This is a genomic window from Proteus hauseri, assembly GCF_004116975.1.
Taxonomy (GTDB): Bacteria; Pseudomonadota; Gammaproteobacteria; order Enterobacterales; family Enterobacteriaceae; genus Proteus; species Proteus hauseri.
Genome location: NZ_CP026364.1, coordinates 2,949,405 through 2,967,731, shown reverse-complemented (window position 1 = coordinate 2,967,731; position 18,327 = coordinate 2,949,405). Strand labels below are relative to the sequence as shown.

At 34.5% G+C, this 18,327-nt stretch carries 18 protein-coding genes, 1 tRNA gene and 1 pseudogene; 9 read left to right on the top strand and 11 right to left on the bottom strand.

Annotated elements, in window-relative coordinates; all coding sequences use genetic code 11:
- Positions 1–94 precede the first annotated feature (94 nt).
- From PH4a_RS13455 to rsuA, 3 genes are all read right to left on the bottom strand, one after another.
- Positions 95–442 carry a YejG family protein gene (locus PH4a_RS13455; protein WP_064719578.1) on the bottom strand — a complete coding sequence of 116 codons (348 nt, stop codon included), beginning with the start codon at positions 440–442 and terminating at the stop codon, positions 95–97.
- Between the two features lie 521 nt (positions 443–963).
- Positions 964–2,148, bottom strand: a complete 1,185-nt coding sequence (locus PH4a_RS13450) for a Bcr/CflA family multidrug efflux MFS transporter (RefSeq protein ID WP_129040407.1) — start codon at positions 2,146–2,148, stop codon at positions 964–966.
- A 36-nt stretch (positions 2,149–2,184) separates the two neighbouring features.
- A complete protein-coding gene (gene rsuA, locus PH4a_RS13445) occupies positions 2,185–2,889 on the bottom strand; it encodes a 16S rRNA pseudouridine(516) synthase RsuA (RefSeq protein ID WP_129040405.1) in 705 nt (234 codons plus the stop codon).
- Positions 2,890–3,084: 195 nt separating this feature from the next.
- Here rsuA and radD point away from each other — a divergent pair, with 195 nt between their 5' ends.
- Both radD and rplY read left to right on the top strand, forming a co-directional pair.
- A complete protein-coding gene (gene radD / locus PH4a_RS13440) occupies positions 3,085–4,842 on the top strand; it encodes a DNA repair helicase RadD (RefSeq protein WP_129040403.1) in 1,758 nt (585 codons plus the stop codon).
- 142 nt (positions 4,843–4,984) lie between these two features.
- Positions 4,985–5,269 carry a 50S ribosomal protein L25 gene (gene rplY / locus PH4a_RS13435; RefSeq protein ID WP_006537318.1) on the top strand — a complete coding sequence of 95 codons (285 nt, stop codon included), beginning with the start codon at positions 4,985–4,987 and terminating at the stop codon, positions 5,267–5,269.
- Between the two features lie 92 nt (positions 5,270–5,361).
- On the opposite strand, the gene yejK is transcribed toward rplY, so the two are convergent.
- Positions 5,362–6,366: a nucleoid-associated protein YejK gene (yejK, locus tag PH4a_RS13430; protein ID WP_064719574.1), complete on the bottom strand. Its 1,005-nt coding sequence runs from the start codon at positions 6,364–6,366 to the stop codon at positions 5,362–5,364.
- 165 nt (positions 6,367–6,531) lie between these two features.
- Between yejK and PH4a_RS13425 the strand changes: the two genes are divergently transcribed.
- From PH4a_RS13425 to PH4a_RS13410, 4 genes are all read left to right on the top strand, one after another.
- A complete protein-coding gene (locus PH4a_RS13425) occupies positions 6,532–6,759 on the top strand; it encodes a YejL family protein (protein ID WP_064719573.1) in 228 nt (75 codons plus the stop codon).
- 26 nt (positions 6,760–6,785) lie between these two features.
- Positions 6,786–8,522 (top strand): LPS biosynthesis-modulating metalloenzyme YejM, encoded by a 1,737-nt coding sequence (yejM, locus tag PH4a_RS13420; protein WP_129040401.1) that lies wholly within the window; start codon positions 6,786–6,788, stop codon positions 8,520–8,522.
- A gap of 114 nt (positions 8,523–8,636) precedes the next feature.
- Positions 8,637–8,713: transfer RNA gene (locus tag PH4a_RS13415), tRNA-Pro, on the top strand.
- 177 nt (positions 8,714–8,890) lie between these two features.
- The gene (locus PH4a_RS13410) at positions 8,891–9,124 is read left to right on the top strand and encodes a DNA polymerase III subunit theta (protein ID WP_129040399.1); all 234 of its coding nucleotides are present in this window, start codon (positions 8,891–8,893) and stop codon (positions 9,122–9,124) included.
- A 79-nt stretch (positions 9,125–9,203) separates the two neighbouring features.
- On the opposite strand, the gene PH4a_RS13405 is transcribed toward PH4a_RS13410, so the two are convergent.
- The gene (locus tag PH4a_RS13405) at positions 9,204–9,722 is read right to left on the bottom strand and encodes a phage tail fiber protein (RefSeq protein WP_482811946.1); all 519 of its coding nucleotides are present in this window, start codon (positions 9,720–9,722) and stop codon (positions 9,204–9,206) included.
- 365 nt (positions 9,723–10,087) lie between these two features.
- Here PH4a_RS13405 and PH4a_RS13400 point away from each other — a divergent pair.
- Positions 10,088–10,215 (top strand): annotated as a pseudogene (locus PH4a_RS13400) (IS3 family transposase); the annotation flags it as partial.
- Between the two features lie 29 nt (positions 10,216–10,244).
- Here the strand turns inward: PH4a_RS13400 and PH4a_RS18140 are convergent.
- Positions 10,245–10,403 (bottom strand): hypothetical protein, encoded by a 159-nt coding sequence (locus PH4a_RS18140; RefSeq protein WP_164971544.1) that lies wholly within the window; start codon positions 10,401–10,403, stop codon positions 10,245–10,247.
- Between the two features lie 573 nt (positions 10,404–10,976).
- Here PH4a_RS18140 and PH4a_RS13395 point away from each other — a divergent pair.
- Entirely contained in the window at positions 10,977–12,398 is a 1,422-nt protein-coding gene (locus PH4a_RS13395) for an SMI1/KNR4 family protein (protein ID WP_129040394.1), read from the top strand.
- Positions 12,399–12,880: 482 nt separating this feature from the next.
- Here the strand turns inward: PH4a_RS13395 and PH4a_RS13390 are convergent, their stop codons facing one another.
- Positions 12,881–13,636, bottom strand: a complete 756-nt coding sequence (locus tag PH4a_RS13390) for a methyltransferase domain-containing protein (protein WP_129040392.1) — start codon at positions 13,634–13,636, stop codon at positions 12,881–12,883.
- Between the two features lie 257 nt (positions 13,637–13,893).
- Here PH4a_RS13390 and PH4a_RS13385 point away from each other — a divergent pair, with 257 nt between their 5' ends.
- Positions 13,894–14,415, top strand: coding sequence for a ClbS/DfsB family four-helix bundle protein (locus PH4a_RS13385; protein ID WP_129040389.1), 522 nt, complete (start codon positions 13,894–13,896; stop codon positions 14,413–14,415).
- Positions 14,416–14,603: 188 nt separating this feature from the next.
- Here PH4a_RS13385 and lpxL read toward each other — a convergent pair whose 3' ends face one another.
- From lpxL to PH4a_RS13365, 4 genes are all read right to left on the bottom strand, one after another.
- The gene (lpxL, locus tag PH4a_RS13380) at positions 14,604–15,533 is read right to left on the bottom strand and encodes an LpxL/LpxP family Kdo(2)-lipid IV(A) lauroyl/palmitoleoyl acyltransferase (protein WP_129040387.1); all 930 of its coding nucleotides are present in this window, start codon (positions 15,531–15,533) and stop codon (positions 14,604–14,606) included.
- Between the two features lie 501 nt (positions 15,534–16,034).
- Positions 16,035–16,247, bottom strand: a complete 213-nt coding sequence (gene cspE, locus PH4a_RS13375; RefSeq protein WP_064719564.1) for a transcription antiterminator/RNA stability regulator CspE — start codon at positions 16,245–16,247, stop codon at positions 16,035–16,037.
- Positions 16,248–16,684: 437 nt separating this feature from the next.
- On the bottom strand, positions 16,685–17,560 hold the full coding sequence (locus PH4a_RS13370) for an alpha/beta fold hydrolase (RefSeq protein ID WP_129040385.1): 876 nt from the start codon (positions 17,558–17,560) through the stop codon (positions 16,685–16,687).
- 426 nt (positions 17,561–17,986) lie between these two features.
- Positions 17,987–18,319: an MliC family protein gene (locus tag PH4a_RS13365; RefSeq protein ID WP_129040383.1), complete on the bottom strand. Its 333-nt coding sequence runs from the start codon at positions 18,317–18,319 to the stop codon at positions 17,987–17,989.
- Positions 18,320–18,327 lie beyond the last annotated feature (8 nt).

Genomic DNA, 18,327 nt, shown 5'->3' with positions numbered 1-18,327 from the left:
TTACAAAACAACAGCTCACCAGTACGGTTGATATAATATTAATAATATTATCTTAGAGCTACGATAAAAGCTTACTTCGTACTATGAGTAAACGTTATAAATAAGAATATGCAGTAGGAAATGGCTCAGCTATCGCAACACCTGCATTTTTTAAACAACACAGTGCTGCACATTCATCATCGCTCCCCAGAAAAAGACAAGGTACGCCATCCCACTCAATAATAACGCTTTCAATATGGAGATTATTCAGATACTGACGCAAATGCTGTATTGCTTCATCCAGTGTCATACCATCATGGCTTAACAATTTTAAACCAATTAGCGTATTTTGCTTTCCCGCATCATTTTCAGGCAGTATCTCTACTCTTGTACCTGTAAAACCTGCTAGCCACCGATAACTCAGCGGCAGCTTGTGAACTACCGAAAGTTGTACATTATCCACAAATCAATCCTGTTTCATCAACACGTTAGTTTAATGCATCATCAATACGAGCTTGAACTGACTTGCCCACACTTCATATTAAAATCTCGTTAACTATAAAACATAATTATTACAATTATTTTACAAAAAGAGTGAAGGTCTCTTATTACACATTTTATAGCTCTAATGTTTTCATACACTCATTCACCTGAAGAATGCATCCTTCAATTATTCTTTCATTTATTTAACATTTTATCAACTATATAAAAAAATTGTATAAAATATTACGTGTTCATGTAAAACAATTTATCAATTTTAATCACTATGATTCATAACAACAAAACAATGATAGATGTTCATTAAAATAAATTTCACTTAATTTAACAAACACACAACATCAAGTATTGATTGAAATCAAGAAATGCCACTAAATTGAAACGATTCACAGGAGATATATGAAGGAAATAGTAAAATTTCGTGCAGAGCAGCACTAAAAAGGAGAGTTCACGCTATAAATAATATAAATTTATAGCGTGATGTTCTTATTTGTAACGGCGAGCTAACAGAATAAAACCCATTGCACACAAAACACAAAAAGCCATTGAACTGACCATTGGCCATTCTGTTTTAGCTGGTAACATTGCAATTGCGGTACCAACTAAAGCCCCAACGCCAAAACGCACAGTACCCGCTAAAGAGGAAACTGTACCAGCCATATGAGGATAATCATCAAGAATAACAGCCATTGCGTTAGAGGTTATCATCGCTATTCCTCCAACATATATTGCAACACCCACAACTAAGAAATTGAAATGTAAATTCAACGCAACCACCAGCATTAAAAATACGCCCATCAAACATTGAATCGTTAATCCAAATCGCAGCATATTTAAAGCACCAAATCGACGAACATATCGCCCATTAATGCCAGTCATGATAATTAAAAAGATGATATTAAAGCCAAAGTAAAAGCCAAATTGGTCGAAGGGAATACCATGCAATTCAATATAAACAAAAGGCCCAGCACTTAAAAATGAGAACATTCCCGCAAAAGAGAAACCGGATGCCAAAATATAACAAAAAACACGGCGCGCTCTAAATAAACTAATAAATTGGCTAAATGTCACTCTTAAGCTAAAGCGCTGACGACGCTCTTTCGGCAAGGTTTCTGGAATAAATACCGTTATCAGTACAGCTGCAATAATTGCCGCAATTGAAATACTCCAAAAAATAGCATGCCAAGAAAACCATCTCATTACTCCAGCGCCCAATAAAGGAGCAAGTAATGGTGCAATGGTCATCACTAAGGCAACAAAAGACATACTTCTAGAGAAGTCATCTCGAGAAAACATATCTCTCATTAATGCATTAATCACAACACTGGCGGCAGCCGCAGCAAAACCATGTAAAAAACGCATCCCTATCAGCATATCTATAGATTCAGATAATGCACAAGCACCTGATGCAAAAGCAAAAACAATAACACCACCTAAAATAACAGGTTTACGCCCCAGACTATCTGCCATTGGGCCATAAACTAATTGCCCAATAGCAAAACCAAAAATATAGATACTGAGTGTCATCTGAACTTTACCACCAGGCACACCAAAATCTTGGGCGATAGTCGGTAAGCTAGGTAGATACATATCTATAGCCAATGGCATAAGCATGGAAATTAGTCCCAGAATTAAAATGAGACTAAGGTATGACGAACGTTGCTGTTGCACGCAGATAAACTCCCAAAAACGGCAGGATAACAATTATTACTGAGGTATATGGATGCTATTGATTTCTTCTTCAGTTAATAGGCGGTACTCACCTTCAGCCAAAGTTTCGTCTAATGTGATATCCCCTATACGCTCGCGATGTAAACCACAGACATGATTACCAACAGCCGCAAACATGCGTTTGACTTGATGGTACTTGCCTTCACTAATCGTCAACTTCACTTCAGTTGGCGTAATAATTTCTAGTGTTGCGGGTCTTGTCAGCTCTTTTTCGCCATTTAATTGCACACCTTTTTGGAATTGTTCAGCAACATTATCCCCAATAGGTTCTTCAAGAGTAACAAGATAGGTTTTTTCACAATGATGTTTTGGTGCAGTAATACGATGTGACCATTGCCCGTTATCCGTTAATAAAACAAGCCCTGTGGTATCAATATCTAAACGCCCCGCTGCATGTAATTTATGCGCGAGTGGTTCATCGATAAAATAAAGAATTGTTGGATTAACTGGATCATCAGTGGAGCACACATAACCCACCGGCTTATTCAACATAAAGTAGCGTGGCCCTAAAATTTGTGTCAGTACTTTACCGTTATAGGCTACGTTTTGCTCTGGTGTAATTTTAGTTGAACCAGACTTAACTACATCACCATCAATTGTTACTAGCCCTGATCTAAGTTCACGAGCAACCAAATTACGGCTAATTCCCAATTGCTGGGCTAAAAATTTATCTAATCGCATGAATTTCTCTGAAAAATGGAAGAATACCATCTGATATGAGGTATCTATTAAAAATGAATATTAACAATAAAACAACTAATTAATTTACCAATGAACTATCCACAAAATTACTGTGTTTAAATACAGCATATTCATTCGCACTTGCCATAAAAAAATGCTAGGCTAATTGCCTGTTTTACTTCTTTATACACAGTTATGGCTTTTACACTCAGACCTTATCAACTCGACGCAGTTAATGCGACAATCTCTTATTTTCGTCAACACCAAACACCCGCTCTGATTGTATTACCAACCGGGGCAGGAAAAAGTTTGGTCATTGCTGAACTGGCAAAAAAAGCCCGTGGACGCGTATTAGTTTTGGCACACGTAAAAGAATTAGTAGAACAGAACCATAGCAAATATGAAGCTTACGGTCTATCGGCAGATATTTATGCTGCTGGATTACAACAAAAAGAGAGTAGCGGAAAAGTTGTATTTGGCAGCGTGCAATCAGTCGCGCGTAATCTTTCTCGATTTAGTGAAAAGTTTTCGTTATTGATTATTGATGAATGTCATCGCATTAGCCTTTCTGAAGATAGTCAATATCAGCAAGTTATTAAACAATTGCAATCTGTTAATCCTCAATTACGTATATTAGGACTTACTGCAACACCTTATCGTTTGCCTAGTGGTTGGATTTATCAATATCATTATCATGGCATGATTAGAGGCGATGAAAATTGCTTTTTCCGTGATTGCATTTATGAATTACCTTTGCGTTATATGATTAGTAATCACTTTTTAGTTCCCCCGATTCGTTTAGATATGCCTATTTTGCAATATGATTTTAGCAAAGTAAGAACCAGTCAAAATGGTATATTTAATGAGGAAGATCTTAACCGCGAAATAAAAAAACAAAAACGGATCACACCTCATATCGTCGATCAAATTATTGAATACAGCAAAAAATGCCGTGGAGTAATGATCTTTGCAGCCACCATTGAACATGCAAAAGAAATTCTTTCGTTACTGCCTAAAAATGAAGCGGCTTTAGTCAGTGCGCAGACCCCCTCTCAAGAACGTGATGCGCTTATTTTACATTTTAAACAGCAAAAATTACGTTATATGGTCAATGTCGCGGTATTAACTACGGGATTTGATGCACCACATGTAGATTTAATTGCGATATTACGCCCTACTGAATCTGTTAGTCTTTATCAACAAATAGTAGGCCGTGGATTAAGATTATTTGCAGGAAAAACTGAATGTCTTATTTTAGATTATGCGGGTAATCCTCATGATCTTTATTTTCCTGAAGTTGGTAGCAAAAAGCCCAATCCCAATAGTAAACCAGTACAAGTATTTTGTCCTATTTGTCAGTTTGCCAATACCTTTTGGGGAATAGTGGATAGTGATGGCGATATTATCGAACACTATGGTCGACGCTGCCAAGGTTGGGAGTTCGATAACAAGGGCCAAAAACAACAATGCCAGTTTCGCTTTCGTTTTAAACTCTGCCCACACTGTAACGAAGAAAATGACATTGCAGCACGCCGTTGTGTTCACTGTGATGAAATTTTAGTTGACCCTGATGATATGCTTAAAGCTGCACTAAAACTTAAAGGAGCGCTAGTGCTGCGTTGTGGTGGGATGCAATTTACTCATGGAAACGATAATAAAGGTGAATGGTTAAAAATTAATTACTATGATGAAGATGGTACCTCCGTTTCTGAGCACTTTCGCTTAACCACACCAGCACAACGAAAAGTATTTGAATTAAAATTTCTTCGCCAACATCAACGCGCCCCTGCGGTACCTTTTATTTGGCATAATGCTGACGATATCATCAAACAATTTAGCTTGTTACGTCACCCTGATTTTATTGTTGCTCATAAAAAAGGTGAGTTTTGGCAGATACGAAACAAGATATTTGACTACGTTGGGCGCTACCGAAAAGCAGATACCTTGTATTAATATGGATTTATATTTGCTGTCAGGCCGCTTTTTCGTTAAAATGCGCCCGCTTTATCTATTTTTAGATAAACCAAATATCGAGCTTGTTGCTGGGTCGCCTGTAACAAGTATGTACTTTCTTTCTTTTTTAAAGAGAAAAAAGATGTTAACTATTAATGCAACTGTACGTAAAGAGCAGGGAAAGGGTGCGAGCCGCCGCCTGCGTGTGGCTAACCGTTTTCCTGCTATCGTTTATGGCGGAAATGAAGAGCCAATCGCTATCGATTTAGATCACAACGAAGTTATCAACCAAGAACACAAATCTGAGTTCTACAGTGATTTCGTTAACCTGGTTATCGATGGCAAAGAAACTAAAGTTAAAGTTAAAGCAGTGCAACGTCATGAGTATAAGCCAAAAATTACTCATATTGACTTCCTGCGCGCTTAATTAGCCACCCTTCGAGCTTTATTTCGGGACGCCGAGCATATAACGCCACTTTTGTGGCGTTATTTGTTTCTAGCATTCAATGATTTTTTCGATTACTTTTCTGATGCTCTGCGCTGTAACTGATCACGTAAATTAGGCGGAGTGCCTTTAATCGTTAACGTATCCGTTGCTGGATCCCAAAAAATTCGTTCACCTAATAATTTCGCATCAAAATTAATTGTCATTCCACCGCCGCTACCTGCATATTTCATTAACTGGCGTAATGTACTGCGATCAGCGGGAAATGTTTCTGCGAGTTCATAACCTTTATCTTCAGTAAACTGAGCGAAGTTTTGATCGCCAATGGCTGGCAGTTCTTGAGCCAATTCATTTAATGCAATTTCTTCACCTGATTGTAATTGTTCATTACAATAGCTATATACTTGTTCGCGGCAAGTTTGTCGCTCTTGCTTATTCATTTCAGACGCTTCACAAAAATCATCAACAGCTTGTAATAAGCCTTTATTTTGAGTTTTTGCGTTTAAGCCTTCTTGAGCACCTAAGAAATCCATAAAGAAATCTGAGACTTTACGCCCTACTCGACCTTTTAAGAAAGTTAAGTAACGCAATGAGTCAGGCGCAGTTTCCCATTCAGTTAAATCGATACGAGCAATAATATCTGCATGAGGAATATCAAGATAGCGAGTAGATGAAACATCAAGGCTATCGTTCACCCACATACTATTACAGCTATTAAGTACCGCGATTAATAAATAATCGACCGCTAAATAACGATAGTGGCAAAATAGAACGGTTCCGCCCTCTGCAAAAGGGTATTTAGCAAGTTCGTCTTTTAATCGTACTGTTGCCGCTCGTGAAAAGCCTAAAAAGTCTTCTTCGCCTTTACGTTGCAACCGTAAAGCTTCAGCAAGTTCACTCTCTTCATTAAATAAACCATAAGCTTTGGTTTTAGCACTATAAACGCGATGTAACTCTTCTATCATTTCCTGAACAACAGGTTGAATTTCTAATAGTGAATCACGTAGCACAACTTCTAATGTCTGCTCGTCTCGCTTTATTAGCTGATGTAAGACTAATTGATTAATATCTAGACTCATGGACGCCCTCCTTTATCCCAAACCTTTCGTGCGCGTATTCAAACATTCCCATCTATTACAGGCAAGGAAAAACCGATAGAAAATTAATTTTTTTAAATAGCAGAAAAATTGCTGTCCTTGCGGTAACATATAGCGTTTTATTCATTTAGTAGGAATTCAGATTTTATGCCACAACAATCCCGTTATAGTGATGAGCAAGTCGAGCAATTATTAGCAGAACTTGTCAGCGTTCTTGAAAAACATCATACTCCTACAGATCTTTCTTTGATGGTGTTGGGGAACATGGTGACAAACTTAATCAATACAAGTATTGCCCCGGCTCAACGAATGTTAATTGCAGATTCTTTTGTTCACGCTTTGCGTGCTTCAATTGATGAAGGCAAAATTCACTAATAAACATAGAAAAACTATTTATAGACATGGTAACGAGACATCAGTCCTATCGCGAAAAAGTATCCCAAATGATTAGTTGGGGACACTGGTTTGCGCTATTCAATATTATTCTAAGCTTATTGCTTGGGAGCCGTTACCTGTTTATTTCAGACTGGCCAGGTACATTTGCAGGTCGCCTTTATGCCATTATAAGTTGGATGGGGCATTTTAGTTTTATCGTCTTTGCCATCTATATCCTTATTCTTTTTCCACTAACTTTTGTGGTGGTATCACAACGGCTTCTTAGGGTTGTCTCTTGTGCTTTAGCCAGTGCAGGATTGACCATTCTTCTTTTTGATATTGCTGTTTACCAACAATTTCAGCTTCATCTTACTCAGCTCGTCTGGGATTTAGTGATCAATCCAGATGAAGGCGAAATGGCGCGTGAATGGCAGCTTATCTTTATTGCGATCCCTATTATTTTTCTTGTTGAGATGCTATTTGCTACATGGAGCTGGCAAAAACTACGCAGTTTAAATCGACAACGATGGGGCAAGCCTTTAGCGGGTGTATTTATCTCCTGCTTTATTTTATCGCACTCTATGTCTATTTGGGCTGATGCTAATTTCTATCGCTCTATCACCATGCAGCGTGCTAATTTACCATTGTCATACCCGATGACGGCCCGAAAATTTCTTGAGCGCCACGGTTTTATTAATCAATCTGAGTATGAGCAACGCTTAATCAGTGAAGGTAATCCGACAGCTCAAAGCATTACTTACCCACTAGCACCATTGGTTTACTATAAAGATGCCTATTCTTATAATTTACTGATTGTTGTGATTGATGGCTTAGGGAATGAAGAGGCCGCTCAATTACCGAGTTTGCAACAATTTGCTCATAATAATCTTTCGTTCTCTCGCCATTATTCATCTGGTATTGATAACGACACAGCATTATTTGGTCTATTTTATGGCATATCACCGTCTTATTTAGACAGTGTTTTAAGTAGCCGAAAAAACTCTGCACTGTTTGATGCATTGAACTATCGCAACTATCAATTAGCACTATTCTCTACCAATGGATTCCAAACGCCTCTATTTAAACAAGCGGTATTATCTGACTTTTCTATTCCTTCAACACCTAGTGATAATAACGACTCAACCATTAGTAATTGGCGTAATTGGTTAATAAAAGAGAATAAGACCTCACCTTGGTTCTCGTTTTTGCAGATTAATGGCTACACCAACAAGACAATTCAGCAAGCGCAATTAAATAGCCAGCTAGAGAGTATATTTACGACATTACAAGAAAATAATGTTTTAGATAATACGGTTGTGGTGGTTACATCAAATTATCATCAAGATGATGATAAAAAACAACAAAACCAATGGCTTAGTAATAAAGACACTTTTAATTTAGCGCAATCACAAGTACCGCTTATTGTTCATTGGCCTAATATGACACCTCAGCAGATTGATAAAATGACCAGTCATCAAGATATTATGACAACCTTGATGAAGCATGTGCTGCACGTTATTAGCCCCGCAGAGAATTATTCACAAGGTGAAGATCTGTTTGCAAGTAGTCGTAATCACCCTTGGATTTTCACCGGTGACGATGAAACGTTTGTCGTTTTCTTACAAGATAACACTTTATTAATAGATAAAAACGGCAGATACGCCCTATTCGATAAATCGGGTAAAGAAATAGCATCGGAAAAACCAGATTTAGGATTACTGTTACAAGTGCTAGCTGAGCAAAAACGTTTTATTGAAAGATAGTATTATTCGTGTACTCATATCAAATATAGCATTCGACATGAGTGTGCAAAAATACATCACTTAATCCTCAAAGGGTTGCTTTAGCAGCGAAAAACAGTAATATACGGGCTCAAACGGCATGTAGCGCAGCCTGGTAGCGCACCGTCATGGGGTGTCGGGGGTCGTAGGTTCAAATCCTATCATGCCGACCAAAATTCCATAAAAAAACCAACCACTTAAGGTTGGTTTTTTTATGCCTGAAATTTGTTTGGTGTAAAACTGGTGTAAAACTGGTGTAAAACCCTATCAGATTTACCTTATTTAAAGGCCAACTCTTGCCCTATTCCCATGCTATAACTTTGCTTAAACTCATTAATAGAGCTTATCAAATGAATAATCTCGCTAAACTAACGCAGGAAGAAAAAGACAAGATTAACGTTGATCTATCTGCAAGTGGTATTGCATATAAAAAACGACTCAATATGCCAGTTGTTACGTCCGAAGTTAAACGGCAACAACCAGCATATTTGAGAACGTATTTTAATGAACGACTGGCGTTTTATCGTGAGAGAAGCAAGAAACTTCCAGATAGAAATTCGGTGCAGTATTTGAAAACAGAGTAGCGCCCATGCTTGATGGAACCGACCGAGTTATGTAATCAATTAGTTATCAGTTTCTGGTGTCTTATTGGTGTCCTGATTATTAAAGTAATACATCATTCTCACCTAGTCCGAATTGCTTTTTCATCTCTTCTTCTTTTTGTCTACGTTCCTCTTCCACTTTCTGCGATTCTTCCATCTCACGCATTCTCACATTATAGATTGATTGCTCTGGCATCTGTACACGAACAGCAATAAAACGACCAGCTGGAATATCAATTGGGTCGCCATTTTTAAAGCCATCAATTTCATTATTCGCAAATGATGGTGCATCAGGATGAGTGCGATGATAAGTTTTAACGAGAATAGAGCCGTCGGAATTAATTTTAGAGTTAACCCATATTAGCGGTTGTTTATTTACATCGAGTGGAATTTCAATACCGCCATCAACACCGCCCCATCCTGCATCGGCATTAAAACCCAGCACACCCTCGATAAGATATTCGCCCTGAGATACTCGAGTAACCGTAGCGCCTTCTGATTCATCGTTAGTTGTGAATGTGCCGTCGGGATAAATGTCAATGATGGGGGAGCCTCGTTTAATAAAGCCATTACTATCTATCGTTGTATTTACAGATGACCATAGATGATTAACTCTAACGATCCCACCAGCAGCAGATTGATTGGATTTGTATGTACTAGCAACACCAGTTGTCGCAATTACAAAAAAAACACCTTGAACTCATTATTATACGACAAATGAATACCGCAACCGTGATTAGTAAATGAATTGTTGTTAGCTCCCCTCCCTGAATGAAAAATTGAGTTTCCGTATTTCCCCTTAAATCTGAGTTTAAAAAAAAACCCCTCGGGTTCCCAATCCATAGTCCCCACCTAATAATACAGTGCCATTCTTTTTAGGCACTTTTACCACGGCCTCATTAGTACCAGAGACTGATCTATGTATTATGTTAAAAATAGGTTTAGCAACTCAAGCTAGAACGCAAAGGAATTTCACCCAAAGCTTCTTCCCCCATGACGCCAGAGCAAGTCGAAATCGTGAATTGAAGAAGAAAATTGCGCGACTTGAAAAGCATAATGAGATCTTAAAAAAGGCTACAGCGCTGGTGATGTTGGGAAAACGCTAAAATTGTAACCAATTTTTGTTGGCCACTACAATTATCTTTAACTCACGACCACTGGATTTTCCTTTGGCACTTACCTCACTATAAATACCTAATTTTTTCTTAATATCTTCGACTTTATTCTCAGCAATTTTTTTCTTTTTTTCGCTTTTTTGCATGATTCGAGAATACAGGCTAGTTTTTTCTTAGTATTTTCTATTGAGTATGAGTTTTTAAAATAGAATTGCATAAAGCACTTAGAAAAGCTAATACCTACATTAGTATCAATAAAATAAACATTATTTTGTCAATAAATATGAATAAAAAAACAACTACATTTGTAGCAGGGTTGATAAATCAAATGATAAGCATTATCTTTTAACTCATGAATATCTGAGTGTTTTGCTTGGTTATTTACAATGACATTGCTCACATTGCTCACATTGCTTCTAGTATTTATTGGCCACCCCTCCTAGCGTTGGTCTTTTTTTAGCTATTTCTTAATAACAGATATAAATCTAGATAAATTAATATTTTTAATCACTATCACCTATCTCTATAGAATTAAATCAAATTTCCATCCCGTTATAAATTCCATTCGGAATTTCATTAATCAATAATGCTTCTTTCTTTAAAAAGAATTAAAATGATGATAGAGAATTAATATTAAAAACCAAGCTGAGTAAAATTCAGGAAAAAGTAATTCTTTTCTATTATCAACATAACACCATAATCAATAAGGATTTGAAAATATGGGCTTTATTTCCTCTGTATTTAAAATGAATCAGGATAATTCACCGCAACAGCTATTGAAAAAAATAAATAATCGTCACCCCAATAATGCTATTGAACGCGTACGTGAAAAATTAGTGCTTGTTGCTAAAGTAGATCATGAGTTTAAAGAGTTTGGCGCTGATAACCATCAGTATAAACTTAACCCTCCACTCTCTTTTGAAAAAGTGAAACAACTACAAACTCAGTCAGGTTGCAGTTTTCCTCAAGATTATGTTGATTTTATTACTCAAATTGGTAATGGCGGCTCAGGTATTTATGGTGGGGCTGGCCCTTATTATGGCATTGCTGCTTTTGATGAAACAATAGATAGAAATGGTATAAGAAATTGTGCACAACCTTGCTTACTCCATCCTGATATGGATATCGCAGAATGGACAGCATTATGCGAAGTACCTGAAGATTGTAGTGATGACGAATTCGATATTATTTGTGATAGAGTGCATCAAGGTACTCTTTATTTAGGAACTTGTGGCTGTGAATACGATTTATTATTGGTCGTAAATGGTCCTTATAAAGGTCATATTATATATACTTCCCATTGGGTTAATTCAAATACACCTTACACATTTTCTTATGAAACTTCATTTATCGAATGGTATGAGCGTTGGTTAGATGAAGTTATTTTGGGTTATAATACCAGCTGGTTTGGACATAAAATGGGTGGGGATGAAAAAACGTTAATTAACATTGCTAAAAATACAGATAATATTAACAAAAAAATAGATGTAATAACTTCACTCACAAAACTTCCTGTTCTTTCAAAAAGTGCACTAGATTTTTTAGAACAACAATTAAATACAACTGAAATAACACTGTACAAAGCGGCATTAAATGTATTTAGCGAATATTCGTGTGAACAAGCAATTCCTTATATTCAACAAGAGTTAAAAATTCCTTATAGTGAAAAAACAAAAATAGTGATCCCTATTATTTATCTTACACAAAAAGATAATTTTAAGCTATTTAAGGATGACCTTATACAGTTCCTTAAAAAGACCAATGATAATAATACATTAAGTCATATTGGCTATATCCTTAAAAGTTTAAATGCAGTCCGAGTTGAAGACTTTCAACCCTTTTTTATTCATCAAAATAAAGAGTTAGCGATAAGTGCAATTTACTCCGCATCACATGATATTGATTTGAAAGATAAAATTGAATTTTTCTTTGATGCTATTGTTTCTACAAATCAAAGAATTAGCTTAATTGCTATTCAGTCGGCAACCAAAATTAATCAAATAAATGATAACTTACTGCCTTATTTAAAAAAAGCATGGAAAATGTATCCTATCGAAAAAGATCCTTATATTCGTAATAATATTAACTCTTATATTAATAAAATAGAAACAAATAAAAAAATTGATATAACTCAATGGTAAAAATTAGTTATTGACTATGTTAGAGCCTTTCATTAACAGGTGATTATGTAAAATCATCTATTGATAGCATGATAAAATAGGTTACTCATGAATATTTTTTTGATATCACACTCCAAAAATATTTATAAAAATTTTAATTTACTCAGCATAGAAACTGAAACTATTTTTATAATTTAATCTTAATATAAACAATATGTTATATTTTTTAATTTAATATCATTCATTAATATCTATATTTTATTTATTAAATTATTTTTTATCGACATTTGTTACAGATGGATACATTTTTTTATATTATTATTTGTTTAGTATTTCATCACTGATATATATTATCATTTTCCCCCGCCTTACGCGGGGATTTTTTTATTCAAAATAATTTTAATTTAATTACTACTTTTATAGAACCAAGTAAAAGTACGTAATTATTTGATACTAAAAATAAGTGAAATAAAAATATAACCTTATTAATTCTAGAGTAATTACTATTTTTTATATGCTTCAAAAGTCATTATTTCAGTGCTATTAATAGGTTTTTGTAGATATTGATAATCAGCAGAAATAGTTATATCACTAAAGCCCGCAGAAATAAGTAATTGCTTAAATTCAGATACTCCAAACCACTTCAACTTAAATACCTCCCACTCACTGTCAATAATACTTCCATTTCGCCACTTATCATAACGATGATGAGAAATTGTAAGCTGATTGATATAATCTATCTCTGCATTTATTATCTGTAATGTAATCAAATCATTTTCAGCCGTTTTAAATTGCCGGCTATCGCATTTACCTTGAACAAATTGATGAGAAAGACTGATATCAATAAGCAAACGTCCATTTGACTGGAGTGCATTAAAACACTGTGCTAGTGACTGACGCGCTTTTTCTTCACTATCCAATAATAAAAATGTACCTGTTGGAATAATAATAGCGTCGACAAGTGATTTAACTTCAAAACAAGTTAAATCACCTTTTTTAACGCGATCTTTGGTAAATCCATACCTAACTAGATTTTCGGTACAAAAAAGCAGCATATCATCAGAAAGATCAAATCCTTCAACATCAAAACCAGATAGTAATAAAGGAATAAGGATCCGTCCTGTACCGACTGCGGGCTCTAAAATTCGCCCATCTACTCCTTTAAGACGTTCTTGATAATATTCGACATCACCAAAGCTACATCCTATCGGCTTATCTATTTGATACACTTGGGCAGATAAAGAGTGATAACTCTGCATAATAGTCCTTAGCTTACTGAGATTATTATTTAATTAACTATAGCTTATTGAAAATAATACGAAAGTACAAGTTTTAATCATTTAAATATAGCTATATATATTTTTTTCATTATAGGAACATATTGAAAAATATAGTATTGATATCCACTATCTATAATTATTTAAATATATTATTTATTCTTTGTGATGTAAAAAGCATTATTAACCTCAACAAATAATTATATTATTTAAATAGTCTATTTATTGGAGATTAAAGTATGGCTGTACCAAATTCAAAAGAAACACTTCTATTCGCTATTGATAAGAGTTTCTTGAAGCTAATAAATTATCTCAATTCAATTCCACCTGAATTAACAGTTGATAAAACGATGCCAGGCCATACAAAAGAGAGTCAAATGAGCATATGTAATTTAGTTGCATATTTAATTGGCTGGAATACATTGGTGATTAAGTGGTTAGAGCATGATTTAAAAGGTGAGCCAATTGATTTTCCTGAAACAGGTTACAAATGGAATCAACTTGGTTTACTTGCTCAGAAATTTTACAAGGATTATCAAAATGAGGATTTTAATTCATTAATTGAAAAATTAGAATTAGCAAAGAAAAATATCACATTACTCATCGCATCAAAAAATAACGATATTCTTTATGGTGATGCATGGTACGGTAAGTGGACTATGGGCCGAATGATTTCATTAAATACATCTTCACCTTATGCCAATGCCTATAGTCGGCTGAGAAGCTGGGTAAAAGAAAAGAGTATTCAACTGACAAAATAAACATCTCTATTAATAGCCATAATAATCCTAGGGTTGACAACGCGAATGATAATGATTATCTTTAACTTGTGAATGGTTGAGTATTTTACTAAACTTTATCACAACGACATTGCTCACATTGCTTCCAGTATTTACTGTGACCAACATTTAATTATGTTGGTCTTTTTTTTCACTTTTTCTAAATTAAATTATTTATAAAAACTTGCTTCGCCTACAGGTCTGGTTTTAAATCGTCTATGTGCCCATAAATACTGTTCGGGAGCTCTCATTATTTCAACTTCAATCAATCGATTCATTCTATCGGTATCATCTTGAATATTTTCCGAAGGGTAATTCGTAATTTCAGCACCAATAATCAAGCTGTAGTGTTTAGGGCTATTCTCTTGATTTCTGACAAGCGTTACGGTTAAAGAAGGAGCACCGGATAATTTAGCTAATATCGCAACACCTTTTGATGTTGAAGCTTTAGCGACAGAAAAAAATGGTGAAAACGTCGTACCTTTTAAGCCAAAATCTTGGTCAGGAGCAAACCAAATAGCTTTGCCTTTTTTTAATTCCATAACCATAAATTTCAAATTACGTCGGTCAATCATTCCTTTATTAGAGCGGCATCTTGCTTTCGTTTGAATAAACTCCATCGCTTTATTATTATGAGGTCGATACATTGCATTAACAGGGAAACAAAGCCCCATAATACGGCCACCGAGCTCTAATGACATAGAATGTATACCAATTAATAAGATACCTAAGTTTTTATCGTTTGCATCAATAAAATTAGATATTCCACTTACATCGTATAAACTCTTTAAGCGGCGATCACTCCAAAACCAAGCCATACCGGTTTCAAATAATGCAATCCCCAAAGAAGATAAGTTATCCATTACCAATTTATCTATTTCTGTTTTATCTTTATTAGGAAAACATAACTCTAAATTTCTTCTAATGATTGAAACTCTTCTTTTTACAAAAAAACGAGATAATTGACCTAAGTGTTTTCCTAAAAATAATAGCCATGTATAAGGTAATTGAACTAATAAAAAAAGAATAAAGACGCCAAGCCAAGTTAAAAAATATTTTGGGTGTAGTAAATGCAATGAAAAAAAATTTTTAGCGTACACAGGTTTTGTCCCTTAGAAGCTTAAAAGACCTTCCTTTAAGCTGTATTTAAATTAGACAGCAGTTATCCAAGATAAATCATTAATAATAAATTTATTTTTTCTTTAAATTATACTTTTATCATTTATCTGATATTTTTATATTTTAAAGTAATTTTTTTCTTTCTTTTCACTGAAAAGCCTCTTCTCACTCTACTTAATTTCCCTATTGTGAGATTTTTATTATTTTTAAATATTCCTTGAACTTCAGTTCTGGTTTTTAAGCTAAATAATAAACTTATAATTATTATTTAGCTTAAAAGTTTTACATAACTTTAATTATATTATTTTTAATAAGAGTTTCTAATGAATATGTGGCATATAGAAATTATAGGATTAGCAGATATAAAAAAACCTCACCAGAGTGAGGTTCTTAAAACAGTTTTGTTAATAATATTAATTATGAATTTAGCCATTAAGCTAGACATAAAGAGATAACAAAAAAGCTGTTTTATTATCTTCGTCTTACAGAACGATTACATTCGCTGCAGCAGGACCTTTAGCGCCATTTTCGATAGAAAATGAAACTTCTTGACCTTCTTTCAGTGATTTGAAGCTGTCGCTCTGGATTGCAGAGAAGTGAACGAATACATCTTTGCTGCCGTCTTTAGGAGTGATAAAACCAAAACCTTTATCATCGTTAAACCATTTTACTGTACCAGTCATTGTATTAGACATAGGATTTCCTTTAATTAATTTAGTTTGCCATAGGGCTTGTTTGCGGTTTGATTTCGATTTTTACTTATGGGTACTAGAACTAATTAGAAGGAATTCGCAACGAAGAGGTATCATATACATGGATAACACTAAACGGTGAACTACTTAAAACTGGACTAACATAAATAGGTCTGTACTTCCAAACCAATGCCGCTATTAAGTCATAGAATTCGTTTTATAGCAAACGATTTTCTATTTTATTTTTATCTACCGATCTTTGTTAAGAAAAACAATGTCATTTTGACCTTAACTGCCTAAATATTCAGCAAAAATACACATTTTACTTTTAGAACCGATCAGCTGAATACTATTTTAATTTTACTAATATAAAAATAGATACCAACACCCTACAGTAAAAATTATTAGTATAATATGCTGATATCTGTTTATTTAAATAATTATGACTTTATATTTTTGTCAGCAAATTGAGCTAAAATATCCTTGGTTTTTGTCCATAATAATGAGCCACCTTCATCAGGGCATACATGCCGTTGTGCATTAGGAAAGCGTTCAAATAGCATTCTACCAAAGTCTGGAGAATGTACTGTACTGGTATCTTTCATGCCATACCACAATGTTGTTGACGTCTTTATTTCTTCTGGAGTAAATCCCCAAGGTTGTAATGTATTTAATAAATCTTGTGTATAGCCATCATTTCCTTGCTTAAATGCTTCTTTCATACATTGCTGATAAACAGAGAAAAAATCAGGTGATTGATAAACAGCTAAATCAATTTCGGCACTGTAATTTAAAATAAAAGTCATTAACCAGTTTTCTGTTATATTTTGCTTAATCCAATAAGCAAGCTGATCAGGGCAATCTATAGCTTGTTTTTGCATGTTAATAACATCTGGTGCCAATTGTTTATTTGTTGCTGGATAATCAAATTGATCTTGCCCTGCAACAATAGCAAGCTTATTAACATTGCCATACCGACAAAGTGCCATTGCATAAACTGCACCTTGAGAAAAGCCAATAACATTAAATTTATTAATATTAAGATGATGATTTAGCAAAAATAGAATATCTTCAGAAAAAGATTTTAGTGTTTTATTCGGGTCAAAAGTTGAGTCACCCAAACCGGCTCGGCTTGGTGTAATCAATCGAATGTTTAACTCATTTAAAATATGAACATCAACACCAAGTAGACCGCTCATCCCTGCTCCCGTACAAAATAGTACAGGAATTCCTTTTTCAGGCCCTGATTCATACCAATTCAGTACTCGATTATTTGGTAATGTTATATTGTGTTTTCTTAAGTTTTTAAAAGTCATCGTAATAGCCTAAAAATTTTTCATACAAAATTAATACCCACGAAGTATTAATATGGCAATATATATTATCGGAAAAATAAGAGCCGAATATAAATTAATTAGACTAGCTATGGATAAGATTTCATATTAAACCGTATAAACGTTATTTTATTTTTTAGAAATAGAATGCCAAATATCAAATATATTAAAAAATCAATCTAATATTCAGTAATTATATTCTTTATACACTAAATAAGTTTTAATGTTAAATATAGCATTAAGTATATTTACTAAAAATATTCTCACACTATATTGTCGGTACGTATATTTAATTTATTTCTATAAAAATATCGCTTTTCTTAAATAACAATACTTTATTTTTCTTAAATAAAAATAGAGGCGAGCTAATCTCGCCTTCTTAGAAATTAGAGCAATAAATTATTAAACTTATTTTACTAATTGACAAGTGCGGCCATTATCTTCAGCTACTCGGCCATTTACAGCGTCATCTTCTGAAATAGTCGCTAAATTCAAATCATCTTTTCCTTTAGTCCATATCTGAAAATTTTCACCTACATAACGGGCACCGCTAGCTGAAATAGCCTCTTTCAGTACAATCAGTTCATCGCCATAATACATCACAGCAATTTGATCATCAGGAAAAGAAACTTTAATTTTCTGACCATCACAATTATAGGTATCTGTTTTTGCTGCCATCGCTGGTGCTGCTAATAATGATGAAACCAAAGCAATTGCAGAGATAGAAAATAATTTACGCATTTACAGCT